This window comes from Billgrantia sp. C5P2, assembly GCF_051062895.2.
On sequence record NZ_CM128542.1, the window covers coordinates 4116808 to 4143411 of the forward strand.

Annotated in this window: 28 protein-coding genes; 6 read left to right on the forward strand and 22 right to left on the reverse strand. The window is 65.5% G+C overall.

Features of this window, described 5'->3' with window-relative positions; translation table 11 throughout:
• Window positions 1-12: 12 nt before the first annotated feature.
• The 3 genes from ACRWQA_RS19100 to slmA are packed head-to-tail and all read left to right on the forward strand — an operon-like array spanning window position 13 to window position 3026.
• Window positions 13-1410 carry a phosphomannomutase/phosphoglucomutase gene (locus tag ACRWQA_RS19100; RefSeq protein ID WP_263582334.1) on the forward strand — a complete coding sequence of 466 codons (1398 nt, stop codon included), beginning with the start codon at window positions 13-15 and terminating at the stop codon, window positions 1408-1410.
• A gap of 33 nt (window positions 1411-1443) precedes the next feature.
• Window positions 1444-2364 (forward strand): acetylglutamate kinase, encoded by a 921-nt coding sequence (argB, locus tag ACRWQA_RS19105; RefSeq protein WP_263582333.1) that lies wholly within the window; start codon window positions 1444-1446, stop codon window positions 2362-2364.
• Window positions 2365-2411: 47 nt separating this feature from the next.
• Window positions 2412-3026 (forward strand): nucleoid occlusion factor SlmA, encoded by a 615-nt coding sequence (gene slmA / locus ACRWQA_RS19110; protein WP_434231485.1) that lies wholly within the window; start codon window positions 2412-2414, stop codon window positions 3024-3026.
• A gap of 65 nt (window positions 3027-3091) precedes the next feature.
• On the opposite strand, the gene rpoH is transcribed toward slmA, so the two are convergent.
• The 4 genes from rpoH to ftsY all read right to left on the reverse strand — a co-directional run bounded on the left by rpoH (window position 3092) and on the right by ftsY (window position 7090).
• Window positions 3092-3958 (reverse strand): RNA polymerase sigma factor RpoH, encoded by an 867-nt coding sequence (gene rpoH, locus ACRWQA_RS19115; RefSeq protein ID WP_263582331.1) that lies wholly within the window; start codon window positions 3956-3958, stop codon window positions 3092-3094.
• Between the two features lie 155 nt (window positions 3959-4113).
• Entirely contained in the window at window positions 4114-5088 is a 975-nt protein-coding gene (ftsX, locus tag ACRWQA_RS19120) for a permease-like cell division protein FtsX (RefSeq protein WP_263582330.1), read from the reverse strand.
• Window positions 5085-5753 (reverse strand): cell division ATP-binding protein FtsE, encoded by a 669-nt coding sequence (gene ftsE, locus ACRWQA_RS19125; RefSeq protein ID WP_263582329.1) that lies wholly within the window; start codon window positions 5751-5753, stop codon window positions 5085-5087. The genes ftsX and ftsE overlap by 4 nt, the downstream gene beginning before the upstream one ends.
• A complete protein-coding gene (ftsY, locus tag ACRWQA_RS19130) occupies window positions 5750-7090 on the reverse strand; it encodes a signal recognition particle-docking protein FtsY (protein ID WP_263582328.1) in 1341 nt (446 codons plus the stop codon). The genes ftsE and ftsY overlap by 4 nt, the downstream gene beginning before the upstream one ends.
• 90 nt (window positions 7091-7180) lie before the next feature.
• Here ftsY and rsmD point away from each other — a divergent pair, with 90 nt between their 5' ends.
• Together rsmD and ACRWQA_RS19140 are read left to right on the forward strand one after the other, a co-directional pair.
• Window positions 7181-7807: a 16S rRNA (guanine(966)-N(2))-methyltransferase RsmD gene (gene rsmD, locus ACRWQA_RS19135; protein WP_263582327.1), complete on the forward strand. Its 627-nt coding sequence runs from the start codon at window positions 7181-7183 to the stop codon at window positions 7805-7807.
• Between the two features lie 120 nt (window positions 7808-7927).
• The gene (locus tag ACRWQA_RS19140) at window positions 7928-8119 is read left to right on the forward strand and encodes a cell division protein ZapB (RefSeq protein ID WP_103970057.1); all 192 of its coding nucleotides are present in this window, start codon (window positions 7928-7930) and stop codon (window positions 8117-8119) included.
• 16 nt (window positions 8120-8135) lie between these two features.
• Here the strand turns inward: ACRWQA_RS19140 and rimI are convergent, their stop codons facing one another.
• The 8 genes from rimI to ACRWQA_RS19180 form a co-directional block, all read right to left on the reverse strand.
• On the reverse strand, window positions 8136-8597 hold the full coding sequence (rimI, locus tag ACRWQA_RS19145) for a ribosomal protein S18-alanine N-acetyltransferase (RefSeq protein ID WP_263582326.1): 462 nt from the start codon (window positions 8595-8597) through the stop codon (window positions 8136-8138).
• Window positions 8590-9405: a hypothetical protein gene (locus ACRWQA_RS19150; protein WP_263582325.1), complete on the reverse strand. Its 816-nt coding sequence runs from the start codon at window positions 9403-9405 to the stop codon at window positions 8590-8592. Before ACRWQA_RS19150 ends, rimI begins: the two co-directional genes overlap by 8 nt.
• Window positions 9402-9710 carry a BolA family protein gene (locus tag ACRWQA_RS19155; protein ID WP_263582324.1) on the reverse strand — a complete coding sequence of 103 codons (309 nt, stop codon included), beginning with the start codon at window positions 9708-9710 and terminating at the stop codon, window positions 9402-9404. Before ACRWQA_RS19155 ends, ACRWQA_RS19150 begins: the two co-directional genes overlap by 4 nt.
• A 28-nt stretch (window positions 9711-9738) precedes the next feature.
• The gene (locus ACRWQA_RS19160; RefSeq protein ID WP_434230362.1) at window positions 9739-11169 is read right to left on the reverse strand and encodes an MFS transporter; all 1431 of its coding nucleotides are present in this window, start codon (window positions 11167-11169) and stop codon (window positions 9739-9741) included.
• Between the two features lie 77 nt (window positions 11170-11246).
• The gene (locus ACRWQA_RS19165) at window positions 11247-11633 is read right to left on the reverse strand and encodes a hypothetical protein (RefSeq protein ID WP_263582323.1); all 387 of its coding nucleotides are present in this window, start codon (window positions 11631-11633) and stop codon (window positions 11247-11249) included.
• A 249-nt stretch (window positions 11634-11882) separates the two neighbouring features.
• The gene (lysS, locus tag ACRWQA_RS19170) at window positions 11883-13433 is read right to left on the reverse strand and encodes a lysine--tRNA ligase (RefSeq protein WP_434230364.1); all 1551 of its coding nucleotides are present in this window, start codon (window positions 13431-13433) and stop codon (window positions 11883-11885) included.
• Window positions 13434-13531: 98 nt separating this feature from the next.
• Window positions 13532-14630 (reverse strand): peptide chain release factor 2 gene (gene prfB, locus ACRWQA_RS19175; RefSeq protein ID WP_434230366.1). Its coding sequence is split into 2 segments (ribosomal slippage): window positions 13532-14554 and window positions 14556-14630, totalling 1098 coding nucleotides; the frame shifts between segments, so codons are not numbered across the junction.
• Between the two features lie 255 nt (window positions 14631-14885).
• Window positions 14886-16223: an OmpP1/FadL family transporter gene (locus ACRWQA_RS19180; protein WP_263582321.1), complete on the reverse strand. Its 1338-nt coding sequence runs from the start codon at window positions 16221-16223 to the stop codon at window positions 14886-14888.
• Window positions 16224-16519: 296 nt separating this feature from the next.
• Between ACRWQA_RS19180 and ACRWQA_RS19185 the strand changes: the two genes are divergently transcribed.
• A complete protein-coding gene (locus tag ACRWQA_RS19185) occupies window positions 16520-16939 on the forward strand; it encodes a VOC family protein (protein ID WP_263582320.1) in 420 nt (139 codons plus the stop codon).
• 48 nt (window positions 16940-16987) lie between these two features.
• Here ACRWQA_RS19185 and ACRWQA_RS19190 read toward each other — a convergent pair whose 3' ends face one another.
• The 10 genes from ACRWQA_RS19190 to rpsP all read right to left on the reverse strand — a co-directional run bounded on the left by ACRWQA_RS19190 (window position 16988) and on the right by rpsP (window position 26510).
• Entirely contained in the window at window positions 16988-17605 is a 618-nt protein-coding gene (locus ACRWQA_RS19190; protein ID WP_434230370.1) for a YitT family protein, read from the reverse strand.
• 151 nt (window positions 17606-17756) lie between these two features.
• Window positions 17757-19562 (reverse strand): single-stranded-DNA-specific exonuclease RecJ, encoded by a 1806-nt coding sequence (locus ACRWQA_RS19195; protein ID WP_434230372.1) that lies wholly within the window; start codon window positions 19560-19562, stop codon window positions 17757-17759.
• Window positions 19563-19847: 285 nt separating this feature from the next.
• On the reverse strand, window positions 19848-21236 hold the full coding sequence (gene thrC / locus ACRWQA_RS19200) for a threonine synthase (RefSeq protein WP_434230375.1): 1389 nt from the start codon (window positions 21234-21236) through the stop codon (window positions 19848-19850).
• A 4-nt stretch (window positions 21237-21240) separates the two neighbouring features.
• Window positions 21241-22557: a homoserine dehydrogenase gene (locus ACRWQA_RS19205; RefSeq protein WP_263582317.1), complete on the reverse strand. Its 1317-nt coding sequence runs from the start codon at window positions 22555-22557 to the stop codon at window positions 21241-21243.
• A 75-nt stretch (window positions 22558-22632) separates the two neighbouring features.
• On the reverse strand, window positions 22633-23388 hold the full coding sequence (locus tag ACRWQA_RS19210; RefSeq protein WP_434230378.1) for a DsbC family protein: 756 nt from the start codon (window positions 23386-23388) through the stop codon (window positions 22633-22635).
• A gap of 3 nt (window positions 23389-23391) precedes the next feature.
• On the reverse strand, window positions 23392-24294 hold the full coding sequence (gene xerD / locus ACRWQA_RS19215; RefSeq protein WP_434230380.1) for a site-specific tyrosine recombinase XerD: 903 nt from the start codon (window positions 24292-24294) through the stop codon (window positions 23392-23394).
• 87 nt (window positions 24295-24381) lie between these two features.
• A complete protein-coding gene (gene rplS, locus ACRWQA_RS19220; RefSeq protein WP_263582314.1) occupies window positions 24382-24738 on the reverse strand; it encodes a 50S ribosomal protein L19 in 357 nt (118 codons plus the stop codon).
• A 154-nt stretch (window positions 24739-24892) separates the two neighbouring features.
• Complete coding sequence (gene trmD / locus ACRWQA_RS19225) at window positions 24893-25654, reverse strand: tRNA (guanosine(37)-N1)-methyltransferase TrmD (RefSeq protein WP_263583904.1); 762 nt, start codon at window positions 25652-25654, stop codon at window positions 24893-24895.
• Window positions 25655-25680: 26 nt separating this feature from the next.
• Window positions 25681-26238 (reverse strand): ribosome maturation factor RimM, encoded by a 558-nt coding sequence (gene rimM, locus ACRWQA_RS19230; RefSeq protein WP_434230381.1) that lies wholly within the window; start codon window positions 26236-26238, stop codon window positions 25681-25683.
• A 23-nt stretch (window positions 26239-26261) separates the two neighbouring features.
• On the reverse strand, window positions 26262-26510 hold the full coding sequence (gene rpsP / locus ACRWQA_RS19235; RefSeq protein ID WP_104204845.1) for a 30S ribosomal protein S16: 249 nt from the start codon (window positions 26508-26510) through the stop codon (window positions 26262-26264).
• Window positions 26511-26604: the final 94 nt, after the last annotated feature.

The following is a 26604-nucleotide window of genomic DNA, read 5'->3' on the forward strand; positions in this document are numbered from 1 at the left end:
CAAGGAACCGCTATGAGCCAAGTCACGAACAGCAGCGTACCGGCCTCCATCTTCCGCGCCTACGACATCCGCGGCATCGTCGACGATACCCTGACCGAGGCAACCGTCGAGATGATCGGCCGGGCGATCGGCTCGGAAGCCGCTGCCCGCAATGAATCCACCGTGGTGGTCGCCCGCGACGGCCGCCTCTCCGGCCCCCGGCTCAGCGAAGCGCTGATGCGCGGCCTGACCGCAGCCGGGCGCGACGTGGTCGATATCGGCATGGTGCCCACCCCGGTGCTCTACTTCGCCACCCACGTGCTCGAAGGCACCGCCTCGGGCGTGATGGTAACCGGTAGCCACAACCCGCCGGACTACAACGGCTTCAAGATCGTGCTGGGCGGAGAGACCCTCTCCGGCGAGGCGATCACCGCGCTCTACCGGCGCATCGAGACCGGCGACCTGGCCGAAGGCCAGGGCAGTGTGCGCCAGGACGACCTGCGCGCCGCCTACCTCGAGCGCATCGTCGGCGACGTCAAGCTCGAGCGCCGGCTCAAGGCGGTGGTCGACTGCGGCAACGGCGTGGCCGGGGAGCTGGGGCCGAAGCTGATCGAGCAGCTCGGCGCCGAGACCGTGCCGCTGTTCGCCGAAATCGACGGCAACTTTCCCAACCATCACCCTGACCCCGGCAAGCTCGAAAACCTGCAGGACTTGATCCGCACGGTGAAGGAGACCGGCGCCGACATCGGCCTGGCCTTCGATGGCGACGGTGATCGCCTGGGCGTGGTCACGCCGAGCGGCAAGCTGATCTACCCCGACCACCTGATGATGGCCTTCGCCGAGGACATGCTGTCGCGCAACCCAGGTGCCCGGGTGATCTTCGACGTCAAGTGCACCGGCAACCTGGCAGGTGTCGTCGAGCGGGCCGGCGGCACGCCGGAGATGTGGCGCACCGGCCACTCGCTGATCAAGGCACGCATGAAGGAGACCGGGGCTCTGCTCGCCGGTGAGATGAGCGGCCATATCTTCTTCCAGGAACGCTGGTACGGCTTCGATGATGGCCTCTACGGTGCCGCCCGGCTGCTCGAGATCCTGTCCAAGCAGGATGAGGACGCCGACACCTTCTTCGCCCGCTACCCGCAGGACATCGGCACGCCCGAGATCAACGTCCACGTGACCGACGAGAACAAGTTCGACCTGGTGGAGAAGCTGGCCCGCGAGGGCGACTTCGGTGACGATGGCGTCAAGACCACCCTCGACGGCATCCGCGTCGACTACCCCGACGGCTGGGGCCTGTGCCGTGCCTCCAACACCACGCCGGTGCTGGTGCTGCGCTTCGAGGGCAAGAGCGATGCGGCCCTCGAGCGCATCCGCAATCGTTTCGCCGCCGCCCTGCAACAGGTCGACCCGGCGCTGACGCTGCCGAGCTGACGGCGGCGTTTTCGACTCCTTTAAGGAAGGACCATGACCGAAACGACTCGTGACCCGCGACTGGTAGTGGAAGTGCTCTCCGAGGCACTTCCCTACATCCAGCGCTTCTCCGGCAAGACTGTCGTCGTCAAGTACGGCGGCAACGCCATGACCGAGGACACCCTGATCGACTCCTTCGCCCGCAACATGGTGTTGATGAAGGAGGTGGGCATCAATCCGGTGGTGGTGCACGGCGGCGGGCCGCAGATCGGCGACCTGCTGGGCAAGTTGAAGATCGAGTCGCGCTTCGTCAACGGCATGCGGGTCACCGACTCGCAGACCATGGACGTGGTGGAGATGGTGCTCGGCGGGCTGGTCAACAAGGGCATCGTCAACCTGATCAACCAGTGCGGCGGCAAGGCGATCGGCCTCACCGGCAAGGACGGCGCGCAGATCCGCGCGCGGAAACTCAAGGTGGAGCACAAGACGCCCGAGATGACCGCCCCCGAGATCATCGACATTGGCCACGTAGGCGAGGTCGAGCACATCTCCACCGACCTGATCGAGATGCTCGCCGAACGCGACTTCATTCCGGTGATCGCCCCCATCGGGGTCGATGCCCAGGGCAACAGCTACAACATCAACGCCGACCTGGTGGCGGGCAAGATAGCCGAGGCGCTGGGCGCGGAGAAACTGATGCTGCTGACCAACGTGGCCGGGCTGATGAATGCCGAGGGCGAGGTGCTCACCGGCCTCACTACCGCCCAAGTGGATGCCTTGATCGCCGACGGCACCATCCATGGTGGTATGCTGCCCAAGATCCGCTGCGCACTGGACGCCGTGAAGGGCGGCGTGAGAAGTGCGCATATCATCGACGGCCGCGTGCCTCACGCCACACTGCTGGAGATCTTCACCAATGCGGGCGTCGGCACCCTGATCACCGATGCCGAACGGCAAGGGAACGACAGCGCCTGAGGCCAGCCGCCCCGGGCCATTCCAATAACCAGAAGACAAACATCGACATGACGCAGGCAACGCAACCAACCAGCCGGCGCGAGCAGATCCTGCAGTCGCTCGCCCTGATGCTGGAGGAGGATAGCGGCAAGCGCATCACCATTGCGGCGCTGGCGCGCCAGGTGGGCGTCTCCGAAGCCGCGCTATACCGCCATTTCCCGAGCAAGGCCCGCATGTTCGAGGGCCTCATCGAATTCATCGAGGAGACGCTTTTCGAGCGTATCAGCCGCATACTCGAGGACTTTCCCGACGCCGTGTCGCGCTGCGGCCAGATCCTCACCCTGCTGCTGGCCTTCGCCGAGAAGAACCCCGGGCTGTCGCGCCTTCTCGAAGGCGACGTGCTGACCGGCGAGACTGCCCGGCTCAGGCTGCGCATTCATCAGCTCTTCGAGCGCCTGGAAACCCAGCTCAAGCAGGTCCTGCGCGAAGCGGAGCTGCGTGAACGCCTACGCCCCGTGCTGACGGTCTCGGCTACCGCCAACCTGCTGGTCGCCGTGGCCGAGGGGCGCATCTCGCAGTACGTGCGCAGCGACTTCCAGCGCCGCCCCACCGAGCATTGGGACGAGCAGTGGGCGTTGCTCTCGTCGCAGCTGATGCGCCAGCCAGTCACGCAGACCGCCTGAGGCGCGCCCACAACGAGAAAGCCCCGGCCAAGGCCGGGGCTTTCTCGTTGTGGGCGGCTCACCGGTCACGCGGCCAGCGTATCGCCCAACTGATGGCGAATCTTCTTCATGGCGTTCTTCTCGAGCTGTCGGATACGCTCGGCGGAGACGCCATAGACATCGGCCAGGTCGTGCAACGTGGCCTTGTCGTCGGCCAACCAGCGACGCTGGAGTATGTCGCGGGAGCGCTCGTCCAGCGCCTCGAGGGCCATCTTCAAGCGGCGGCTGGCGTCATCCTCCCAGTCGCTATCCTCGAGCTGAACGGCAGGATCGGAGCCGTCATCGTCCAGGTAGTGGACCGGCGCCTGGTAGGCGGAGTCCTCGTCCTCGCTCGGGGAAGCGTCGAAGCCGGCATCGTGAGCCGCCAGGCGGCCTTCCATCTCGCGCACCACTTCCGGTTTGACGTCAAGGTCGCGGGCGATGGCGTCGACTTCGGCATTGTTGAGCCAGGCCAGGCGCTTCTTGGCGCTGCGCAGGTTGAAGAACAGCTTGCGCTGGGCCTTGGTGGTGGCAATCTTGACGATGCGCCAGTTGCGCAGCACGAACTCGTGGATCTCTGCCTTGATCCAATGCACGGCGAAGGAGACCAGGCGCACCCCCTGGTTGGGGTCGAAGCGCTTGACGGCCTTCATCAGGCCCACATTGCCTTCCTGGATCAGGTCTGCCTGGGGCAGACCGTAGCCGGAATAGCTGCGCGCGATATGGACGACGAAGCGCAGATGCGACAGCACCAAACGACGCGCCGCCTCCAGATCGCCCTCGTCGTGAAGGCGAAAGGCGAGTTCGCGCTCTTCCTCGGCGGTAAGCATGGGAATGCCATTGACCGCCTGGATGTACCCGTTGAGGTCATGCCCCGGCGAGAGCTGGCCCACCGGCAGAAGACTGGTGCTCATTGCAGGTTGTCTCCTTGAAAACCTAATATACTTTTCAACCGCCTGCTTAGACGGGCGATAATCGATAACGTTCCCTTCCTGCTGTCGACAGCGTGGCAGATGCCGATCGCGGTCGCTAGCGCAACAACGGCGACAGGGCGTCGCAGCGCGGCTTCTTATCGCGGCCGAACCTCCGCGAGGTGACGGCTTACGGCGATCCAAGCTCCCAGCCAGCCCAATAGTGTACTGCACAACAGCAGCGTTGCCGAGCCCTCGGGGCCTAGCTGGGGCAGCGTGAAGGAGGCGCCGTAGCTGGCGGCGAGAGCGCTGACCGGTACCGTCAGCCACTGGTTGCCGAGCCCCAGCAACCCCCAAGCGAGCAGGCCGCCACCGAGGCCGTACCAGGCGCCGCTGTAGAGAAAAGGGCGGCGCACGAAGGCGTGGGTGGCCCCGATCAACATCACCACTTCGATCTCCTGGCGGCGGCTCTCCACCGCCAGGCGTATGGTGTTGCCCACGATCAGCAGCACACCCAGGCCGAACAGTATCCCCAGCGCCAGGGCCAGGCGGCTGCCCAGCTCGGCCAGGTGGCGCAGGCGTTCGAGCCAGGCCAGGTCGAGGCGGGCCTCATCGATACCGGACACTTCCTCCAGCGAATCGGCCAGCCGTCGAACCGCCTCAGGTGACGGATCCAGGGGCACCACTACGATACTCGCCGGCAGCGGATTGTCTTCGAGCCGCCCCAGTGCATCGGCCAGGCCCAGCGCCTGCTGGAATTCCGCCATACCCTCGGCGGCACTGATCAGCCGGGTGCGCGCCACACCCTCATGTGCCGCCACCGCCTCGTCGATTCGCCCGGCCTGGGCCTCGTCGACACCGTGGGACAGATAAACGGTGAGCGTGGCACTCTCGTCGAGTTCGGCATCGAGCAGGCGCGCGCTGTCCAGCGCCAGCCACAGCGCCGCCGGCAGCACCAGGGCGATGGCGATGGCAAGCATGGTGAGCAGGCTGCCAATGGGGGCGCGCAGCAGACGGCGGGCGCTGTCGAGGCACATGGCGCGATGGTGACGCAGCCAGCCACGAAAACGGCTCGAGGAGCGGGTGCGCTGGGTGCGTGCGCCACGCGGCGGGGCAGGAGGCTGCCGGCTCATGCCGCCTCCTCGTCAGCGACCAGGCGCCCCTCGCGCAGACGCAGCACACGGTGGCGCAGGCGAGCGATCAGCGCCAGGTCGTGACTGGCGATCATCACCGTGGTACCGATGCGGTTGAAGTCCTCGAAAAGCGCCATGATGTCGGCGGAGAGCTGCGGATCGAGGTTACCGGTGGGCTCGTCGGCCAGCAGCAGCGAGGGCTTGTTGACCACCGCCCGGGCGATGCCCACGCGCTGCTGCTCACCGCCGGAGAGCTCGATGGGCAGCGCCTTCTCCCGATGCAGCAGGCCCACCTTGTCCAGCGCCGCGCGCACCCGGCGGCCGGCCTCGCGCGGATCGAATCCACGAATCTCCAGCGGTAGTGCCACGTTATGGAAGATGGAACGGTCGAACAGCAGTTGGTGATCCTGGAACACCACGCCGATCTGGCGACGGTAGAACGGCACCTGGCTGGGGTGCAGGCGCCCGATGTCGTGCCCCGCCACCAGTATGCGCCCCCGTGTCGGCCGCTCCAGCAGCATGACCAGGCGCAGCAAGGAACTCTTGCCGGCGCCGGAGTGGCCCGTGAGGAAGACCATTTCGCCACGCCGTACGCGAAAGTCGATATTGGCCAGCGCATCGAAACGCCCGCCATAGCGCTTCCCCACATGCTCGAAGAGGATCATGGCGCGGCGGCGGCTCCCTCGTCGCCCTGGTCGAAGAGCGCATCGACGAAATCGCGAGCCTCGAAGGGGCGCAGGTCGTCGAGCCCTTCGCCCACGCCGATGAAGCGGATCGGCGTGCCGAGCTGCTTGGCCAGGGCGAAGATGATGCCGCCCTTGGCGGTACCGTCGAGCTTGGTCAGGGTAATGCCGGTGACCGGTACCGCCTCGTTGAAGGTGCTGGCCTGGGACAGCGCGTTCTGGCCGGTGCCGGCGTCGAGCACCAGCATCACCTCGTGGGGCGCGCTGTCGTCGAGTTTGCCCATCACCCGGTGCACCTTCTTGAGCTCTTCCATCAGGTGCCCCTTGTTGTGCAGGCGCCCGGCAGTATCGGCAATCAGCACGTCGACCTTGCGTGCCTTGGCCGCGGCCACCGCGTCGTAGATCACCGATGCGCTATCGGCACCGGTGTGCTGTGCGATGACTGGCACGCTGTTGCGTTCGCCCCATATCTTGAGCTGCTCCACCGCGGCGGCGCGGAAGGTGTCGCCGGCGGCCAGCATCACGCTACGCCCTTCGCGCTGGAAGCGCTGAGCCAGCTTACCGATGGTGGTGGTCTTGCCCACCCCATTGACCCCCACCATCAGGATCACGAAGGGGCCATCGCCCTTGGCCGGCAGTGCCAACGGCTTGGCCACGGCGTCGAGCATCACGGCAAGCTCATCCTGCAGCGCTCGATAGAGGGCCTGGGGATCCTTGAGCTCCTTGCGTGAGACGCGCTCGGTCAGGCGGTCGATGATCTCGGTGGTCGCCTCGATGCCCACGTCAGCCATCAGCAGTTGGGTCTCGAGATCCTCGATCAGCTCATCGTCGATCTGCTTCTTGCCCAGGAACAGCCCGGCGACGCCTTCGGTGAGGTTGGCGCGGGTCTTTCCCAGCCCCGAGCGAATGCGGGCGAACCAGCCCCTCTTCTCGGCGCCAGGCTTCTCCTGCAGCGGGGTACGGGCGGGCTCAGGCTCGGGTGCAGGCGGTTCAGGCTCCGGTTCGACCTCCGACTCGGGCACCAGCGCCTCCTGGCGCAGCACCGCGTTCTCTTCCTCCTTTCCGACCTCATCGACCGCCTCGGTCCGCTCAAGCGCCTCATCCGCCGCGGGGCCGGCCATGGCGCGCTCCTCGGGTCGCGGCGCGTCGACGACATCAGGCTCGGCGGGCGCCGCTTCCTGGCGGACGGGGTCGACCGCAGTCTCTTCCGCGGGCGCATCCTCTTCAGGCGACTTCTCGCTCAAGCCCTCCTCTTCTTCGGGCCGAGTCGATTGCTCTTGCTGCTCTTCCTGTTTCTTGCGCTTGAAAAAACCGAACATGGGGGGATTCAGCCTCACGGGTGAATGATCGCTACATCCTAACACCGCGCATCATGACTGTGGACAAGCCGACAGGTACAATTCGACCGCATGACACGTCGCCGCCCCCCCTCTCGTTCGCGCTCCGGCGCTCGCTCGCCCCAAGGCAGCGGCCGCCTGCGCATCATTGGCGGCGAGTTCCGCCGCCGGCTGTTACCGGTACTCGACAGCCCCGGCCTGCGCCCCACACCCGACCGGGTTCGCGAAACGCTGTTCAACTGGCTGGCCGCAACCACGCCGGGCGCGCGGGTGCTAGACCTGTTCGCCGGCACCGGCGCCCTGGGCCTGGAGGCGCTCTCTCGCGGAGCGGCCGAGGCGCTGTTCGTCGAGCGCGATGTCCGAGTCGCCCACAGCCTTGCAGCCAACCTGGAAACCCTGGGCGCCGATGAGCGGGGCCGGGTGCATGCCGGCGATGCCCTAGTCCTCCTCGCCGCAGGCCCTGCCGACATCCCCCCCTTTTCACTGGTCTTCCTCGACCCACCATTTCGCCAAGGCCTGGCCGAGCCCTGCTGCGAACGGCTCGAGCAGGGCTGGCTGACGCCGGATGCCTGGATCTACCTGGAGACCGAAACGGCACTCGAGGTGCGAGTTCCCGCCACCTGGTCGCTGCATCGCGAAGTACGCGCCGGCGACAGCACCGGTCGGCTCTACCGCCGCTTGGCGGCATCTGGCCACTGAGCCCAGGGCGTCGCCGTTCGGCTACGCTTGCCCAGCCGCGGCCCTCGGCGTTACGCTGCGCAACGGATTTCAGCGCGGGCAGGGGCCCGCCCCGGCAGGATGTCATTTCAGGAGAACACGATGAGCACCGAACTCTTCAACCGGCTCGAACAGAAAGTGGCCAGTGCCGTCGAGGCCCTGGAGCTGCTGAAGATGGAGGCCGAGGAACTGCGCGAGGAGAACAGCCGGCTAAAGCAGGAGCGCGAGGAGTGGGAGCGCCGCCTGACCGCGCTGCTGGGCAAGTTCGATGAGGTGGAAACCGAGAGAGGCTGAGCCCTTCCGCCCTGCCTCAAGGCAGACGCGACATCAGAATGGCATCCTCCCTGCTCGCGTCGGCTACCTCATAAAGCGGCGGGTAATAGTCGCGCCGCCGCCCGTCTTCGCTGAAGCCTGCGCGGCGGTAGAGCTGGATGGCGGCCTCGTTGCCCGCCCTGACCTCGAGCAGTAGCCGCTCGCTGCCCCAGCTTCGACTCTGCTCGATCACCGCTTCAAGCAGCGCTGCAGCCAGGCCGCGCCGTCGCATGGCGGGTGTTACCAGCATGGCCTGCAGTTCGGCCTCGAAAGGCAGCCTGACGACCACGGCATGGCCTGCGAGCCCCTCCGCCACCTCGGCTCCCAGTACGCAGCAGTCGGTGTCATTCAACATGGCCTCGAGCTGGCTGCGCGTCCAAGGTCGCGGTTGGTTGCCTTCCAGCGCCGCCAGGCGCTCCAGATCGGCGGCCTCCAGCCGACGTATATCGACCTCAGCCATCGACCTTGCTCTCTTGCTGCGACCAGGCCCGCCGCCATTCCAGCAGGGTGGGCCACAGCGCGCGCTTGGCCGCGGCGCTCTGCACCAGTTCAGCCAGGGCGGGGCCCTGCCAACCGGGCAACCCAAGCAGCTCGGCCCGCCCCTCGCGCATGTCGAGCAGACGATCCAAGGTGTCGTCCCGGCCGAAGACCAACACTCTTTCCGGCGACCAGCCGCGCCTGCGCGTGCCCTCGACGAAAGCCTGGAGTCCTTCACGCGCCTCTTCCAGCGGTGCCTCGGCAGGTAGATTTTCCATCGGCGGCCAGCGATACGCCTCGAATGCCGGCGGCTGTTCGATGTCGATCGCTGCTGCCTTGAGCAGATTGTCCAGCAGTAGACTCTGAATGGCGTCCGGCGCGGTCTCCTGCGGCACGATTACCAGCCAGCGCCCACCCAGGCATCCCACCTGCAGAACGAAACGCAGCGGCTCTCGAACCGGTCTCGTTTCCGTGGGTGTCGCTTCCTCGCCTACCGGCTGCTGGGCCTCTTCGTGGGAGGGCGTGATACCCAGCAGCTGGCGGGCGCGTCCGGGTGACGTCGCCCGCGGTGGCTCCGCCGCCGATTCTGCCGGAGGCGCCTGGCGTGCCACGCTGCCGGCTTCGTCCAGCAGGGCATGCAGGCGCTCGGCAGGAGGTGGAGCGACAGGCCGCTCGGGCAACTCCCACTCGCAGGCCTCCGTCGGCCGCGCATGGGGCAGTTGGAAGCGAGCGACCCAGGCGGTCAGTCCCATCGCCTCCAGGTACTGAAGACGCTGCGGCTCGGTGGTCACGCGCCGGCGCCACGACAATTGGGGGAATCGGGCCGAGCCTCGCCGCGGGCGGCCCACTCCTGCGGTGTATAGAGGTGCAGGGCCAGGGCATGCACCGGCCCCGCCAGCTCGTCGGCGAGCAGCGCATAGAGGCGCTGATGACGCTTCACCGGCATCAGTCCCAGAAAATGTTCGGACACCACCGTGACCTTGAAATGAGTTTCGGAGTTCGCGGGCACGGCATGTCGATGGCTCTCGTTCTCCACCGCGACAAAGGTGGGTTCGAGGGCCTGCAACTTCTCTTCGATGACGGCCTGAATGCTCATTCGGGCTCCTCGATCATGGATGTGAGGTTCATTGTACTCGCTTGCTCGACGACTGCACCCGGGGCGCCTCTTCGCCATCGCCCGTCCGGGCAGCCCCGGCCAGCGACACCCGCGCCAGGCTGGCTGCCAGTGCCAGCAGGCAGGCCAGGCAGCCAGCCCACAGTGTGGCCTGAACTGGCGCGCTGGCCGCCAGGAAGGCGCCGACCAGCGCCACGCCGAGCGACTGCCCCACGGTGCGCGTGGTGCTGAGCACGCCCGAGGCGCTGGTGGTCAGCTCCCGCGGGGCGCTGGTCATCATCTCTCGGTTGTTGGGGGGTTGGAACAGCCCGAAGCCGATGCCGCACAAGGCCGTACGCCACAGGCTGTCCAGCATGCCGGCATCCTGCGGCAGCAGGGCCAGCGAAGCGAGCCCCAGCATCAGCAGCACCAGCCCCAGGCTCGCCATGACGCTGGGGTTCACGCGGTCGGCCAGGCGACCGGCAATCGGGCCGACCAGCATGATGGCGAGCGGCCAAGGCGTGAACAGCCAGGCAGTGTGCAACGGCGAGAAGCCCATCTCCTGCTGGTAGAGGAACGACAGCGCGACGAAGGCGAGCCCTTGGCCGACGAAGGCGAGCCCAGAGGCGGAGACCGCCAGGCGGAAGCGCGGCACCTGAAACAGCCTCGGCGGCAGTAGCGGATGGCTGGCCCGCCGCTGGCGGCGCAGGAACAGCCAGCCAGTGATCACGCTGAGCGCCAGCCAGGCCAGCGCCTGCCACAGCGGCGCGCCGTGCCCCAGGGTATCCATAGCCAGGAAAAAACTCCCCAGCATGACTACCGAGCCCAAGGCACCGCGACCGTCGAAGCCGCCGCGCCGCCCCCTCTCGCGAGGGAGCGCGCGCCACGCCAGCCACAGCGAAACGATCCCCAGGGGCAGATGCAGGGCGAACAGCCAGGGCCAACTGACCAATGACAGCACCACGCCTCCCAGCGCCGGGCCGGCGGCGTAACCACCCGCCACCACCATGGCGGAGAGCCCCAACGCGCTGCCCAGCAGCCGTGTGGGGAAGATCGAGCGGTAGAGCGAAGGACCGATGGAGAGGGTGGCCGCCGCGCCCAGTCCTTGCAGGGCGCGGAATACCAATAGCCATTCCAGGCTGCGGGACAGCGCCGCGCCCAGCGATGCCAGCACGAAAAGCCCGAGCCCTGTCACGTAGAGTCGCCGACGGCTGATCATCTCGCTGAAGGAGGCGCATACCAACAGAAAGGCGGCACAGACGATCTGGAAGAGGTTGGTGACCCAGACCGTCCTGGCGGCAGAGACCTCGAGATCGCGCGCGATGGAGGGCAGCGCGATGTTGATCATGGTGACGTCCACCACGGCCATCAGGGTACCGAGGATCAGCGCCAGTACCGCCAGGCGACGCTCGGGACCCGGCAGGCCGTCATCGCCGGGCCGGGTGGAGAAGAGTCGGCTCATCCTGTTTCCATCACTGCAGGGTACGTAACGAGAAAACCGGCCGCAGCCGGTTCCCGAAAATCAACGAGGGAAGCGAATCAGTCTTGATCGGTTTCCAATAGCAGCGAGTCGTCGACCTCGGAGATCTCCAGCGCCGTCTCGTCATCCAGATCGATCGCCAGGTAACTGTGCTCGACCTGCAGGAAACGCTGGAACAGCGCCCAGTCCACGGCCTCGGGCCACTGGCGCTCGTCCTCTTCCCAGGCGCGCAACTCGGTCTCGAGAATCTCGAGATAGCGCTCGCGCACGAAAGCTTCCAGCGCCTCGGGGGTGTCCATCTCGGGGATGAGGTAGACGGTGCTTTCGCGTTCGACGTCGGCCAGGGTGAGGTCGTCCTCCCCCATGGTGGGTTCCAGCGCGTTGATCCAGTCCACGAAATGCCGGGTCGGCCTGACGCTCAGGGCGGAGCGGTTGAGCAGTTTCATCGCGGTCTCCTCGACGTCGAAACGGTGATCATTATGGGCGCTAGCGCCGCCGCTTACCAATACTTCCGCCGGGTCGACACCGAGAGGCCCGGGCTTGATCCGTCAGAAGAGGTAACGCGACGGGGGAATGCCAGAGAGGAGGTCCGGCGCCATGGATGGCGCCGGTAGCTCCCAGGGATGGGCTCGGTGCGCCTCCTCGAAGGCATGCCCCGTCGCTTCAGCGGCTTGCCGGGCCGAAGCGCAGCCCCTTCAGTCCACCTCTGGGCGCATGGCCGGGAACAGCAGCACATCCCGGATCGAGGCGCTGTCGGTGAACAGCATCACCAGGCGGTCGATGCCGATTCCCTCACCGGCAGTGGGCGGCAGGCCGTACTCCAGTGCGCGCACGTAGTCGGCGTCGTAATACATCGCCTCGAGGTCGCCGGCCTCCTTCTCCGCCGCCTGGGCGCGGAAGCGCTCAGCCTGATCCTCGGCGTCGTTGAGCTCGGAGAAGCCATTGGCGATTTCGCGCCCGCCTACGAAGAACTCGAAGCGCTCGGTGACGAACGGGTCGCGGTCGTTGCGCCGCGCCAGCGGGCTCACCTCAGTGGGATAGTCGGTGATGAAGGTCGGGTCCTTGAGGCGGTGCTCGACGGTCTTCTCGAAGATCTCGATCTGGATCTTGCCCAGGCCCCAGCCATCCTTGACGTCGATGTCCAGGCGCTCGGCGATCTGGCGAGCCGCCGCCTCGTCGGCCAGGGCGTCGGCGTGGATGTCCGGGTTGTACTCGAGAATCGAGTCGAACACGCTGATACGCTTGAGCGGCTTGCCGAAATCGTACTCGTAGGTCTCGAGGATCTCGCCTTCGGCATTGCGCACGGTGTTGACCACCGTGGTAGTACCCAGCACCTTGAGCGCGATGGTGCGCAGCATCTCCTCGGTGAGATCCATCAGGTCATGATGATTGGCGTGGGCCTGGTAGAACTCGACCATGGTGAACTCGGGGTTATGGCGCGTCGAAAGCCCCTCGTTGCGGAAGTTGCGATTGATCTCGAAGACCTTCTCGAAGCCGCCCACCACCAGGCGCTTGAGGTAGAGCTCCGGCGCGATGCGCAGGTACATGTCGATGTCGAGCGCGTTGTGGTGCGTGACGAAGGGCCGCGCGGTGGCACCGCCGGGAATCGGCTGCAGCATGGGGGTCTCCACCTCCATGAAGCCACGCTCCTCGAAGAAGCGGCGCATGGCGCTGATCACGCCGGCGCGGGTCTCGAACACACGGCGCGAATCGGGGTTCATGATCAGGTCGACATAGCGCTGGCGATAGCGCGCCTCCATGTCGGTCAGACCGTGGAACTTGTCCGGCAGCGGGCGCAGGCTCTTGGTCAGCAGCTTGGCCTCTTCCATCATCACGTAGAGGTCGCCCTTGCCCGACTTGTGTACCGGGCCGCGGCCGGCCACGATGTCGCCGATATCCCAGCCCTTGATGTCTTCGAGCGTCTCTTCCGGCAGCCCCTTCTTGTCGACGTAAAGCTGGATGACCCCGCTGGGGTCCTGGATTACCAGGAATGGGCCGCGCTTGCGCATGATGCGCCCGGCCACCGCCGCCGGGCGATTCAACGCTTCGAGCTCCGCCTTGTCCTTTTCGCCCAGCTCGTCGATCAGGTCGGCCGCCAGGCTGTCGCGGCGGAAGTCGTTGGGGAAGGCGCTGCCGCCGGTCTCGGCGGCACGCTCACGCCGCGCCGCCAGCTTGGCCCGGCGCTCGGCAATCAGGCGGTTCTCGTCGATCTGGGGGCTATCCGGGGAGGAGCTCTGGTTGGCCATGTCGTTACCTGTTAAGAATTCGCTACGGGCGGGGAGCCCCGAGCCACGGGCGCAAGCGGACTGGCTACCGCTCGCGACCCGTGGCTCGAAACCCGAGGCTACAAGCCTTGTTTCAAGCTGGCTTCGATGAAGGCATCCAGGTCGCCGTCGAGCACCCGGTCGCAGTTGCTGGTCTGCACGCCGGTCCGCAGGTCCTTGATCCGTTGGTCATCGAGTACGTAGGAGCGGATCTGGCTGCCCCAGCCGATGTCGGACTTGGCATCCTCCGCCTCCTGCTTGGCGGCATTGCGCTTCTGCATCTCGTGCTCCCACAGCTTCGCCTTGAGCTGCTTCATGGCGAAGTCGCGGTTGGCGTGCTGGCTGCGCTGGCTCTGGCAAGCCACTACGATGCCGGTGGGCTCGTGGGTGATACGTACCGCCGAATCGGTAGTGTTGACGTGCTGGCCGCCCGCGCCGCTGGAGCGATAGGTGTCGGTGCGCAGGTCCGCCGGGTTGATCTCGACCTCGAAGTTGTCGTCCACCTCCGGCGACAGGAACACGGAGGCAAAGGAGGTATGGCGACGGCCGCCGGAATCGAACGGGCTCTTGCGCACCAGGCGGTGCACGCCGGTCTCGGTGCGCAGCCAGCCGAAGGCGTGATCGCCCTGTACGTGAATGGTCGCCGACTTGATGCCCGCCACTTCACCCGCAGACACCTCGACGATCTCGGCCTTGAAGCCGTGGTGCTCGCACCAGCGCAGGTACATGCGCAGCAGCATATTGGCCCAGTCCTGGGCCTCGGTGCCGCCGGAGCCGGCTTGGATGTCGAGGTAGGCGTTGTTGGCATCCATCTCGCCGGAGAACATACGCCGGAATTCGAGCTTGGCCAGGCTCTCCTGAAGCCCGTCGAGTTCCTTCTGGACCTCGGCAACGGTGTCCTCGTCCTCTTCCATCTCGGCCAGCTCGAGCAGGTCGCGGCTGTCCGCCAGGCCCTGGTCGAGCTCGTCGATGGTCTCGACCACCAGCTCCAGCGACGCACGCTCGCGGCCGAGCTTCTGGGCGTAGTCGGGGTCGTTCCAGACGTTGGGGTCCTCCAGCTCGCGGGAGACTTCCTCTAGCCGATCCTTGCGTTCGGCATAGTCAAAGATACCCCCTCAGGACGTCTGTCCGTTCGGACAGGTCCTTGATGAGGTTGTGAATGGGGTTGGTTTCCAGCATGGGCTCGCTCGCCTGATTCGCTTGGGAAAACGGCCACCACGGCACGGGCCAAGGCCCATGCACAGGCAGCACGGAAAGGCGATTATTGTAGCGAACTCGCCGCTACGGCGCATCCTCGCCAGCCGTGTCGTCGGCAAACTCCGACACGTGGGCCGCCTTTCTCGCTCAGGCGGCTTAGCGATGCCAAAACGCACAAGGCCCAGCAATTGCCGGGCCTTGTACTCAGGCTTGTTTCAGTTCAAGCGTTCGACTGGCTCAGAAGCGATAGGTCAGCTGTGCACCGAAGCCATGGGCTTCGTTCTTATAGTCGGCAGAGTAGGCCAACTCCGTTTCCGCTATCGTTCCAGCATGGTCCGTACGCGATTGATCCACTTGTGTACTACGCTCGGTCAGATAAGAGTAGGCAAAATCCAGCGTCAGGTTTTCCATGGGCGTCCAGCCGGCGCCGATGGAGAAGATGCGGCGATCGTCCGAGGGAATCCGCGCACTACGGTACTGGTCGTTGGTGGGCGTGGAATCGAGAGTGACACCGGCACGCAGGACCAACTGTGGGTTTAGCTGGTATTCACCGCCGACACCGTAAGCCCAGGCATTCGAATAATTCTGAGTCTCCCGGGTGATCGTGTCGCCCGCATCGTTCGTTACATGGATTTCATTGAAGCGACTCCAGCGAGCCCAAGAGACACCCGCCATCAGCTTCAAGCGATCGCTCATCTGCTGGGTCACGGAGAAGTTGACGGTTTCCGGCGTCACCAGGTTCAAGCGTGCGTTGTCCTCCAACGCTGCGCCTGTCAGGGGATTGGTAGCGACAGAGCCATCGGGATTGGTTGCTCTATAGGTACCCGTAAGGTCGTAATCGACCTTCGAGCGGTAAGTCAGGCCAAGAGTCGTTTCAGGAGCCGGCTGGAAGATGATGCCCAGGTTATACCCCCAAGCATCGTCATCCCCTTCCACCCGTGAGTCCAGATCCTGGTCAGGATCCGCCATGCCAAAACCGGGCTGCGGCACTTGGCGTTGGAGCTCGCCATCGACACGGTTATAAGTTATGCCAGCACCGATCGACCACTGGTCGTTGAAACGATACGAAACCGTCGGCTGGGCACTCATCACCCTTAGCTCGGTATAGTTCCCCAGGTTGCGGCCAATGAAACCGTCTTCATACTCGGTCTTGGAACCAAACGGTGCATAAACACCGAAACCAAATGCCAGTTGCTCGTTCACCGGATGAGCATAAAAGGCAAAGGGAATCAGCGTACCCGGCACCATGTCGCCTTCAGAGGAACCGTCAACCGGTTGAGCAAACCCTCCAGTAAGGAGGTTGGAGCGACTCGCTTCGGCATTGCGGATCCGGCTATTGACGTTCAGATAGGTCCCGCCCGCGGTCAGCTGCGCCCGGTCGAGGAAGGACATGCCCGCCGGGTTGCCGAAGACGATGGTGGCGTCGTTGACGTTGGAGCTCCGCCCTGCATGGCCATAGCCCTGGCCGCTGACGCTCTGCTCGTTGATCTGGTATCCGCCGGCGTTGGCCTGGCTGGCGAAGGCGGCAGCGGCGATGGCCACGGCCCAAGTGATCCTGTTGAACTTGTTCTGCATGTCTCGACGTCCTCTTCCAGATGCGAGCTGGAGCTGGTTGTTTGTTCCGCCCTAGCCGGAGCGGTGCCCTACCCAGTCAGTTTTCGCCAAACATGCGCTTGGTTCAAGGCCAAACGTTCGTTTTAATGCGAGATTTGCTAATACTTTAGTTTCAATTTTGTCTAAGTCATTGAACTTTTCCATTGTGCGCCGCAGCATCTCTGCTCATCTACAGCGCTAGCCGCATTGACCCGTCAGGCAGGTAAACAGGGAGCACCTGCTAAGCTGAAAGACATATGGCAGAGGGAGAGAAAGCCATGCCCAAGCTCAACGGCGTACTGGAGACCGCGCTCTACGTCGACGACATGGATCGGGCGCGGGTCTTCTTCGAAGGTGTGATGGGGCTCGAGCCTTTCAATGCCGACCATCGTTTCACTGCCTACGATGCCGGTGCCGGCTCGGTGTTGCTGCTGTTCCTGCAAGGCGAGACGCTGGAGACCGTGGTGCTACCTCACGACATGGGCACCATTCCACCCCACGACGGCAAGGGGCGGGTCCACCTCGCCTTCGCCATCACCAAGCGCGAGCTGGCCGCGTGGGAGCGCCAACTCGACGATCATGGCGTTGCCATCGAGGGGCGCACCCATTGGCCCCGCGGCGGCGAGAGTCTCTACTTCCGCGACCCCGACGGCCACCTCATCGAGCTGGCCACGCCGGGCGTCTGGCCCAATTATTGACAGGAACCGTGCCTGCACTACTGAAAAGCCGGCGAGCGCAGCCACTTTTCAACTCACGCCCATGTAGCGGCCGGGCTTGTGGTTAAGGGCAATGATCAAATTGAGCGCCACGGCGCCCAGCACCGAGAGTCCGACCCGATCCGGCGGCAGCACCAGGAGAGCAGCGAACATGATCAGCCCGTCGACGCCAAGCTGCACGTAGCCGGCGCGCAGGCCGTAACGGCCCTGCAGATAGAGCGCCAGGATGTTGATGCCGCCGAGGCTGGTGCGATGGCGAAACAACACCAGCATGCCGATACCGATCAGGCTACCGCCCATCAGCGAGGCGTAGAGCGGATTCAGTCTGTCGAAGGTAACCCAATCGCCGGTCAGCTCGGAGAACAGCGACACCAGGGCGATGGCGGCGAAGGTGCGCAGGGTGAACGACCAGCCCATGCGTTTCACCGCCAGGTAGTAGAACGGCAGGTTGATCAGGAAGAACCACACGCCGAAGCGCCAGCCGGTGGCGTACTGCAGCAGGAAGGCCATGCCGGCGGTACTGCCGGTAAGCAGCAGCGCCTGGGTATAGAAGCTCACCCCGAGCGCGACGAACAGCGTGCCCACCAGCATGGCCATCACATCCTCGTAGGGGCGATGGGGATCGGTGGGGAGATCTTGTGGATCCATGCGTAATACCTTGCAACAGGAAGGCGATGCTCGATTAGCCGCATTGGTCGGCTTGTATGCCGACCGCTGGGCAGGAAGCCGGATTCTACCGAGCCCGGGGGCCTGCCTCCTTGACTCAGCTCAGTCGCCGGTGTCGCGGCCGCCCCGGCGGTCAGCGGCCAATCGGCTCGGCGTATTCCACCATCAGCTGCAGCGACTCCTGGCCGCGCCAGCGGTTGCGGTTGAGCCGGTAGGCGCAGCGCAGCCGATCGCCCAGGGCGAAGGCCGGCAGTTCGCCGGGCGTGAGGGCGCGAAACCAGATCGCCTTGAGGCTCGTCGCCCCGGTGGAAAGGTGCATCGAAAGGTGGGTACCGTCGGCGCCCACGGAACGCATCGATTCGATCAGGAACTCCCCGTCGAACAGCGGCGCATCGAATTCGCGCCCATAAGGGCCCAGCGCCTCCAGCTCGAGCAGCGTGGCCAGGTGGAACTGCTCAGGCATGAGAGTCCCATCGGTCAACACGTGGGGGTACAGCTCGGCACCACCCAACTGTTCGCCCACCGCCTGAAGGAAGGCCGTCCGGAAGATTTCCAACTGGTCGACCGGTACGCCGACCCCGGCCGCGCCACGGTGACCGCCGAAGCGTGGCAGCGCCTCGGGGGCGAGTTCGAAGGTGCGCTGCAGGGCATCGCGCAGGTGCAGCGCCTCGATGGAACGCCCCGAGCCGGTGAGCATGTCCGGCGCTGCCGCTGGTGTCAGCACCAGAGCTGGGCGGCCATAGGACTGCACCAGTCGCGAGGCGACGATGCCCTGCACGCCCGGATGGCCACTGTCGAGAAACACTACCAGCGCCGGCTGGTCGGCCTCGAGCTGCGGCATGGCCAGGGCCCGGGCTTCCTCCACCATTTCCGCCTCGATCGCCTTGCGCGACTGGTTGTCGTCATCCAGTGTCTGCAGGTGACGTATCGCGGTGGCATCGTCCTCGGCCAGCATGAAGTGAAGCGCAGCGTAGGGATCGTCGAGGCGCGAGCGGGCATTGATCCGCGGCCCCATCTGGAAGGCCAGAGTCTCGGCGGAAAAAGGCACGCTATCCTCGCCCAGGCGTGTCGCCATGGCACGCCAGCAGGCAGCCTCCATGCGATTGATCAGCGCCAGGCCGTGGCTGACCACCGCGCGGTTGGCCGGGCTAGCCCCCAGCGACACGCAGTCGGCCACGGTACCCAGCGCCACGTAGGAGAGCCAGGCGGAGAGCTTGGGCGTGGCCACGGGAATCGCCCCCCATTCAATCAGTACGCTACGCGTGAGCGACATCGTAAGCCACGCCACCATGCAGCCGGCAATGGTGCGATCCGGGTATTGGCAGTCATTGCGCGTGGGATTCACCACGGCATGCGCCGAGGGTGGTGGCCCTTCCACCGGCAGGGCGTGGTGATCGCTCACCACCACGTCGATGCCCGCCGCCTTGAGCCGGGCAATGCGCGGCTCATCGGAGCTGCCGCAGTCGGCAGTGATCACCAGGCTCGGCCGCGGTTTGAGCCCCAATGTCCGCTCCACCAGCGGCAGGCTGATGCCGTAGCCGTCGTGGATGCGATGACCGATCAGGCTGTGCAGCCGCGACTCCGGCACGCCAAAAAGCTCCACCAGGGTGCGCCGGATCACCACGTGGGAAGTAATGCCGTCGACATCGTAGTCGGTGAGGATGCCGATATGCTCGCCATCCACTACGGCCTGGGCGATACGCTCTGCGGCGCGACGGCCGTCGGCCAGGCGCTCCGGATGTTCGAGGTAACGCAGGCTGGGCTGGGTGAGCGGCGCAAGCTCCCCGTCGTAATCGGGCAGGCGGCCGGCAAGCACGCGAGCCTGAAGTTCGCTCAGCCCTTCCGCGCGAGCGCGGGTATAGAGCGCGTCATTGCGTGGTCGCAGCAGCAGTCGAGGCTTGAGCCGGGCGTGCAGGTCGGGCGGCGCGGTCGCGTCCAAGCGTGGCTCCTTTTACATGACGGATTTTGCGGCCGACTTATGGAAATCGCGGTGCGGCTTCTCGGGATAGCCTTACACAAGGGCGCCGAACCTACCTTCGCACGATACTGTCGTCGCTGACACTCGCTCGGACTGGTCTCGATGCGAGGGGCGCCGGGGACAGGTCGTAGCGGGGGTCCGATTCCAGGGATGGAATCGGTAGCGCCCAGGGATGGGTTCACAGCGCCCCCGCATAGACCTGTCGCCGGATCAGCCCCGAGCCGACCGGCGACGGTTAGCGTATGCCTACCGCCGGTTCTCGGCAACGAACGCCTGTACCTTCGCCAGCTCCGCCGGCAGCACGGTGTAGCGCTCCTCCCGCTCCAGCAGGTCGTCCATGTGCGGCGGCAGCGGCACGCCAGGGAAGCCCGCCTTGACCACCGCCTCGGCAAACTTGGCCGGGTGGGCCGTGGCCAACGTGATCATCGGCGTTTCGGCATCGATCCGGGCACGCTCGGCGGCACGGTAGCCGGTGGCGGTGTGCGGATCGAGCAGTTCCTTGGTGCGATGGTGCGCCTCTCGGATCACCTCGAGGATGGTGGTGTCATCGACGCTGTAGCTGGCGAACAGCTTGCGCAGCCTGGCCAGCGGCGCCTCGGCCAGCGCCGTTGGCTCGGACTGGAAGCGCTCGAGCAGCGCCGCCACGGCGTGGCCGTCGCGCTCGTAGGCCTCGAACAGCAGGCGCTCGAAGTTGGACGACACCACGATATCCATCGAGGGCGCCAGGGTCGCCTTGAGTTCCTGCTTGGAGAAATCGTTTTCGGAAATCGTGCGATGCAGGATGTCGTTGGCGTTGGTGGCAATGATGAACTGCTTGACCGGCAGGCCCATGCGGTAGGCCATGTAGCCGGCGAAGACGTTGCCGAAGTTGGCCGAAGGCACGCAGAAGCTGACTTGGCGATGGGGCGCACCCAGCGCCACGCCGGCGGCCACGTAGTAGACGATCTGGGCCATGATGCGCGCCCAGTTGATCGAGTTCACGGCCACCAGGCGGGTGCCATTCAGGAAGCCCTGGTCGGCGAAGCTCGCCTTGACCATGGCCTGGGCGTCGTCGAAGTTGCCCTCGATGGCGATGTTGAACACGTTGTCGGCCAGCACCGAGGTCATCTGGCGGCGCTGTACCTCGGAGACGCGGTTGTGCGGATGCAGGATGAAGATGTCGAGATTGTCGCAGTGGCGGCAGCCCTCGATCGCCGCCGAGCCGGTATCGCCCGAGGTGGCACCCATGATCACTGCGCGCTCACCGCGCTTGGCCAGGAAGTGGTCGAGGATGCGGCCGAGCAGCTGCAGGGCGACGTCCTTGAACGCCAGCGTCGGGCCGTGGAACAGCTCGAGCAGGAAATGGTTGGCGTCGAGCTGGTTGAGCGGCACCACGGCATCGTGGCTGAAAGTGGCGTAGGCGTCGCGCACGATGCCGCGGAACGTCTCGTCGTCGATCTCGCCGTTGACGAACGGCTTCATCACGCGGAAGGCGATCTCGGCGTAGGAGAGCCCGGCCATTGCCGTGAGATCTTCATTCGTGAGCTGGGGAATCTGCTCCGGCACGTAGAGCCCGCCGTCACTGGCCATGCCGGTCAGCACGACCTCTTCGAAGGAGAGCGCAGGCGCCTGCCCGCGAGTACTGATGTAGCGCATGCCTTTACTCCTGCTCGTCCAGCGACTCGACGCGAATCCGTGTGACCGGTCCGGCGATGTCGGCCATCGACTCGATATGGCGGATCGCCTCGTTCATCTGCTTTTCGCGACAGCTATGGGTCAGCAGGATGATCGGCACCAGCTCGCCCTCGGTGGCCTCCTTCTGCACCAGCGCCTCGATGGAGATGCCCTGCTCGGAGAGGATGGTCGCCACTCGTGCCAGCACCCCGGGGCGGTCCACTGCCAACAGTCGCAGGTAGTAGGCGGTGACGATGTCCTCCATGGGCAGGATCGGCATGCCGCCGTCTCCCTCGCCGATGCCGCTGAAGGCCAGGTAGGGCACGCGGTAATGGTGATCGGTGGTGATGTCGCGGGCCACGTCGAGCAGATCGGCGACCACCGCCGAGGCGGTCGGCTCGGAGCCGGCACCGGCGCCGTAGTAGAGCGTCGGGCCCACGGCATCGCCCATGATGGCAATGGCGTTCTTGACGCCGTGCACATTGGCCAGCAGGCGCTCCTTGGGAATCAGCGTCGGGTGCACGCGCAGCTCCAGCCCATGCTCGGTGCGCTTGGAGATGCCCAGGTGCTTGATGGTATAGCCCAGGTTGTCGGCCTGCTCGACGTCCTCGGCCGTCACCCGGGAAATGCCCTCGGTGTAGGCCTTATCGAACTGCAGCGGCACGCCATAGGCAATCGAGGCCAGGATGGTGAGCTTGTGAGCGGCGTCGATACCCTCGACATCGAAGGTGGGGTCGGCCTCGGCGTAGCCCAGCGCCTGGGCTTCGGCGAGCACGTCCTCGAAGGCACGCCCCTCGCTGCGCATGTGGGTGAGGATATAGTTGCCGGTGCCATTGATGATGCCGGCCAGCCACTCGATACGATTGGCGCCGAGCCCTTCGCGCAGCGACTTGATCACCGGGATGCCGCCTGCCACGGCAGCTTCGAAGGCGACGATCACGCCCTGCTCGTGGGCCGCCTTGAAGATCTCGTTGCCGTGCACTGCGATCAGCGCCTTGTTGGCGGTAACCACGTGCTTGCCATTGGCGATGGCGGTAAGCACCAGCTCGCGGGCCACGTCATAGCCGCCGACCAGTTCGACGAGCACATCGACATCCGGGTTGCGGGCCACCTCGAAGATGTCGTTGGTGGTCTTGATACCGGTGAGGTCGCACTCCGGGTTGGTGCTGCGCAACGCTACCTGCTCGATGACGATCGGGCGGCCGGCACGCCGCGCAATCTCGTCGGCGTTGCGCGTCAGCACGTTGAAGGTGCCGCCGCCGACGGTACCCAGACCACAGATTCCCACTCTCACCGGTTTCAATGTCCTGCTCCCCTGATGGTGTCAATGTCCAGCATTCGGTTGCATTCGGCAGCTCATGGTCTGCCGTCGCTTATATCACTCTGCCAGGCCGAGCATGTCGGCGAGGCGTTCGGCTGGCACGTAGCCCGGCACCAGCCGCCCATCTGGCAACACGATGGCCGGCGTACCCTGCACGCCCATGGCCATGCCCAGATGATACTGATCCTCGACCGGATTGTCGCAGTCGGCGCTACCTGAAATCGCTTCCTGCCGCTTGCCCGCGTTCATTGCCTCGCTGCGATTGTCGGCACACCAGACCTGCTCGAGTATCCTGGCCCCCTGGGAATTCATACCGGCACGCGGAAATGCCAGGTAGTGCACCTCGATGCCCATCTCGTTGAGTGCCGGCACCTCCTCGTGGAACTGCCGGCAATAGGGGCAGGTGGTATCGGTGAACACGACGAGCGTGGCACGGCCCTCGCCGGTGCCGCGAAACACGACCCGCTCGCTCTCGGGTACCTGGGCGAGCTGCTCGGCGCGCTCCACGTTGCGCGACTGCTCGGTCAGGTTGGTCAGCCCACCCTCGCCATTCTCGTAGAGGTCACCGACCAGAAAAAACTTGCCCTCGGCATCGCTGTAGAACGCCTCGCCGGTTTCCAGGCGCACCTGATAGAAGCCCTCCAGTGGCGTCTCGTGCACACTGGCAACGGGCATCGACTGGCCGCTGACCTGCAGACGCTCGGCCAGGCGTTCGGCACCATCGGCCAGGGCGGCGGCGGGTAACAGGAACGCTGCAAGGGGAACGGCCAGGGCAAACAGGGAACCGGCAAGACGATGGGATAACGCGATCATGATTCAGCCTCGAGGATGATGGTCGGCATGCAGGGCTTCGAGTCGTGCCTGCGCAACGTGGGTATAGATCTGCGTGGTCGACAGGTCGCTGTGACCGAGCAGCAGCTGTACGACACGCAAGTTGGCCCCATGATTCAACAGATGCGTGGCGAATGCATGCCGCAGCGTATGCGGCGACAGCGGTCGCGCGATACCGGCCGCGCGCGCGTGGATCTTGATCCGATGCCAGAAGGTCTGACGTGTCATGCAGTTGTCGCCGCGCCCGGGAAACAGCGCCGGCCGCGTCACGTCGCTCATCAGCGCACCACGGGCGCTGCGCAGATAGCGCGTCAGCCAGTGTACGGCCTCTTCCCCCAGCGGGACCAGTCGATCCTTGTCGCCCTTGCCCCGCACCCGCACCACGCCTTGGCGCAGGTTGACGGCATCCACGCTGAGGCCCACCAGTTCCGACACCCGCAGGCCGCAGCCGTAGAGAATCTCGAGCATGGCGCGGTCACGCAGGCCGATATCGGTGGCAAGGTCAGGCGCGGCGAGCAGGCGCTCCACCTCGTCCTCCTCGAGAGTATCGGGCAGGTTGGGCCTCACCCGTGGCAGGCGCACCTCGGCCAGCGGATCGCGCTCGATACGCTCCTCGGCCAGCGCCCAGCGGTAGAAGCCACGCAGGCTGGAGAGCAACCGGGCATTGCTGCGCAACTGGTAGCCGGCGGCACGACGCTCGTCGAGCCAGGTCGGCAGCAGGCCCGCGCCCGGCGCAAGCAGCGTATCGCCCGCCTCCGCCAAGCGAGCGCACCAGGCCTCCAGGTCCCGGCGATAGGCCGCCAGGGTATGCTCGCTCGCCCCGCGCTCGAGCCATAGGGCGTCCAGGAACGTCTCGACAAGGGCAAGGGACTGAGGGTCGTGTGTCATGTCATCGCCCAATACGGCGAAGCCCCGCCCCGCGTGAGCGGTGGCGGGGCTTCGCGATGGCGCGCAAGCGCCGTCAGCCAACCCGGATCAGGAGAGCTTTTCCTTGATACGGGCAGACTTGCCGCTGCGCTCACGCAGGTAGTACAGCTTGGCCTGGCGCACGTCACCACGACGCTTGACTTCGATGGAGTCGACCAGCGGGCTGTAGGTCTGGAAGGTGCGCTCGACGCCGACACCGTGGGAGATCTTGCGCACGGTGAAGGCGGAGTTCAGGCCGCGGTTGCGCTTGCCGATCACCACGCCTTCGAAGGCCTGCAGACGCTCACGGTTGCCTTCCTTGACCTTGACCTGGACAACGATGGTGTCGCCCGGAGCGAAATCCGGCACCTGCTTGCTCATCTGCTCGGTTTCGAGCGCCTGGATCACCTTGTTCTTGCTGCTCATGACGTAAACTCCTCAATGTTCGGCACCGCCGCTCATTACAAGCAGAGCGGTGCGTGATCCCGGCGCTCGAGCCTGGCTCGAGAGCGCGGGAGATGATGGGTGACGCAAGTCCGCGAGCTCAGCGTGAGCCGGCGTCCTGCACCTCCGCCCCGATCTACCTGGTAGGCGAGGCGTATTCTTCGATGAACTCCTCGAGCAGCGCCTGCTGCTCGGCATCCAGCGCCCTGCCTTCCAGCAGGTCGGGGCGCCTCAGCCAGGTTCGCCCCAGCGACTGCTTGAGCCGCCAGCGCCGGATCTCGCCATGATGGCCGCTTAGCAGCACATCCGGCACCCGCCGCCCGTCGATCTCCTCGGGGCGCGTATAGTGCGGGCAATCCAGCAGCCCTTCGTTGAAGGAGTCCTCGACCGCGGAATCGTGGTGCCCCAGCACACCGGGAACCAGTCTTGCCGCGGCGTCGATCAGCACCATGGCCGGCAGCTCGCCGCCGCTGAGCACATAGTCGCCGATCGACCACTCTTCATCGATGTCGCTCTCCACGATACGCTCATCGATGCCTTCATAGCGTCCGGCCACCACCACCAGCGGGGGACCGGAAGCCAGTTCGCGTACGCCCTGCTGGTCGAGCCTGCGCCCCTGGGGAGACAGGTAGATGACCTTGGGCCGCTGCCCCGTGGCCTCGCTCGCCCGCTTGCGGGCGGCGTGGATGGCCGCGCGCAGGGTGTCGACCTTCATCAGCATCCCGGGGCCACCGCCGTAGGGACGATCGTCCACGGTGCGATGCCGGTCGCTGGCGTAGTCACGCGGATTCCAGAACTCCAGCGCTACCCGCCCCTGACTGACCGCCCGCCCCGTGACGCCGTGCCGGGCAATGGCCTCGAACATCTCGGGAAACAGCGATACGACGCCAACCCACATGCCCGGCGACTCATCCGTTTCGATGGTCAAAACGTCGGATCCCAGTCGACGGTCATGCTGCCTCCCGGCAGATCCACCGCGACGATCACCTCTTCGGGCAGGAAGGGCAGCAGGCGCTCGCGGTCGTCGATGGCCGGCGGCTCCCCTTGCGGGTCGCCCTGGACCACCAGCACGTCGTTGGCGCCGGTCTCGAACAGGTATTTGACGCGACCCAGGACGAGGCCCTCACGGGTCACGACCTCGAGACCTTCCAACTGGTGCCAGTAATACTCGTCACCGGCGAGCGCAGGCAGCTCCGCCTTGGGCAACAGGATCTCGGCGCCGGCCGCACGCTCGGCGGCTTCGCGCGAGTCGATGCCTTCCAGCAGGACCACCAGCCCCTTGCCTTGTCGCCGCCCCTGCAGCAACCGATGTCGCGTCAGGGCATCACCCTGCCTCAGCACCCACGCCGGGTACTCGAGGATGCCGTCCATCGGGCTGGTATGGGAGTAGACCTTGAGCCATCCCTTGACGCCATAGGGGCTGGTCAACTTGCCCAGCACCACATGCTCGTCGCGCTCGTTGCTTGAGGCCTGCTCGCTCATGAGATCACCCGGGCACGACAGGCTCAGGCCTGCTTGCGAGCTTCCTTGACCAGCTCGGCCACGCGGTCAGACATCTGCGCGCCCTGGTCTTGCCAGTGGGCGATGCGGTCCAGGTCGACGCGCAGGCGCTCTTCCTGACCGCGGGCGATCGGGTTGAAGAAGCCCAGACGCTCGATGAAACGACCGTCGCGGGAGTTGCGTGAATCGGTCACGGTCAGGTGGTAGAAGGGACGCTTCTTGGCGCCACCACGTGCCAGACGAATGGTAACCATGGCGTTAACTGTCCTTCGGTTGAGGTTACATTTTATACCGATGCGCCGGACCCGGCTCACGACCGGGATTCTCGGCAACTGCCAGGAAAGCGGG

Excerpts from the sequence above, each read along its gene's own strand:
- ftsX (WP_263582330.1), bottom strand. The coding sequence starts at position 5,088 with ATGAGCCGGCAGCCTCCTGCCCCGCCGCGTGGCGCACGCACCCAGCGC.
- thrC (WP_434230375.1), bottom strand. The coding sequence starts at position 21,236 with ATGCGCTACATCAGTACTCGCGGGCAGGCGCCTGCGCTCTCCTTCGAA.
- ACRWQA_RS19210 (WP_434230378.1), bottom strand. The coding sequence starts at position 23,388 with ATGATCGCGTTATCCCATCGTCTTGCCGGTTCCCTGTTTGCCCTGGCC.
- ACRWQA_RS19185 (WP_263582320.1), top strand. The coding sequence starts at position 16,520 with ATGCCCAAGCTCAACGGCGTACTGGAGACCGCGCTCTACGTCGACGAC.
- rimM (WP_434230381.1), bottom strand. The coding sequence starts at position 26,238 with ATGAGCGAGCAGGCCTCAAGCAACGAGCGCGACGAGCATGTGGTGCTG.
- xerD (WP_434230380.1), bottom strand. The coding sequence starts at position 24,294 with ATGACACACGACCCTCAGTCCCTTGCCCTTGTCGAGACGTTCCTGGAC.
- ACRWQA_RS19180 (WP_263582321.1), bottom strand. The coding sequence starts at position 16,223 with ATGCAGAACAAGTTCAACAGGATCACTTGGGCCGTGGCCATCGCCGCT.
- ACRWQA_RS19160 (WP_434230362.1), bottom strand. The coding sequence starts at position 11,169 with ATGAGCCGACTCTTCTCCACCCGGCCCGGCGATGACGGCCTGCCGGGT.
- rpsP (WP_104204845.1), bottom strand. The coding sequence starts at position 26,510 with ATGGTTACCATTCGTCTGGCACGTGGTGGCGCCAAGAAGCGTCCCTTC.
- ACRWQA_RS19140 (WP_103970057.1), top strand. The coding sequence starts at position 7,928 with ATGAGCACCGAACTCTTCAACCGGCTCGAACAGAAAGTGGCCAGTGCC.
- ACRWQA_RS19165 (WP_263582323.1), bottom strand. The coding sequence starts at position 11,633 with ATGAAACTGCTCAACCGCTCCGCCCTGAGCGTCAGGCCGACCCGGCAT.
- ftsE (WP_263582329.1), bottom strand. The coding sequence starts at position 5,753 with ATGATCCTCTTCGAGCATGTGGGGAAGCGCTATGGCGGGCGTTTCGAT.
- rimI (WP_263582326.1), bottom strand. The coding sequence starts at position 8,597 with ATGGCTGAGGTCGATATACGTCGGCTGGAGGCCGCCGATCTGGAGCGC.
- ftsY (WP_263582328.1), bottom strand. The coding sequence starts at position 7,090 with ATGTTCGGTTTTTTCAAGCGCAAGAAACAGGAAGAGCAGCAAGAGCAA.
- lysS (WP_434230364.1), bottom strand. The coding sequence starts at position 13,433 with ATGGCCAACCAGAGCTCCTCCCCGGATAGCCCCCAGATCGACGAGAAC.
- rplS (WP_263582314.1), bottom strand. The coding sequence starts at position 24,738 with ATGAGCAGCAAGAACAAGGTGATCCAGGCGCTCGAAACCGAGCAGATG.
- ACRWQA_RS19155 (WP_263582324.1), bottom strand. The coding sequence starts at position 9,710 with ATGAGCATTCAGGCCGTCATCGAAGAGAAGTTGCAGGCCCTCGAACCC.
- argB (WP_263582333.1), top strand. The coding sequence starts at position 1,444 with ATGACCGAAACGACTCGTGACCCGCGACTGGTAGTGGAAGTGCTCTCC.
- slmA (WP_434231485.1), top strand. The coding sequence starts at position 2,412 with ATGACGCAGGCAACGCAACCAACCAGCCGGCGCGAGCAGATCCTGCAG.
- ACRWQA_RS19190 (WP_434230370.1), bottom strand. The coding sequence starts at position 17,605 with ATGGATCCACAAGATCTCCCCACCGATCCCCATCGCCCCTACGAGGAT.
- rsmD (WP_263582327.1), top strand. The coding sequence starts at position 7,181 with ATGACACGTCGCCGCCCCCCCTCTCGTTCGCGCTCCGGCGCTCGCTCG.
- rpoH (WP_263582331.1), bottom strand. The coding sequence starts at position 3,958 with ATGAGCACCAGTCTTCTGCCGGTGGGCCAGCTCTCGCCGGGGCATGAC.
- ACRWQA_RS19100 (WP_263582334.1), top strand. The coding sequence starts at position 13 with ATGAGCCAAGTCACGAACAGCAGCGTACCGGCCTCCATCTTCCGCGCC.
- trmD (WP_263583904.1), bottom strand. The coding sequence starts at position 25,654 with ATGTGGGTTGGCGTCGTATCGCTGTTTCCCGAGATGTTCGAGGCCATT.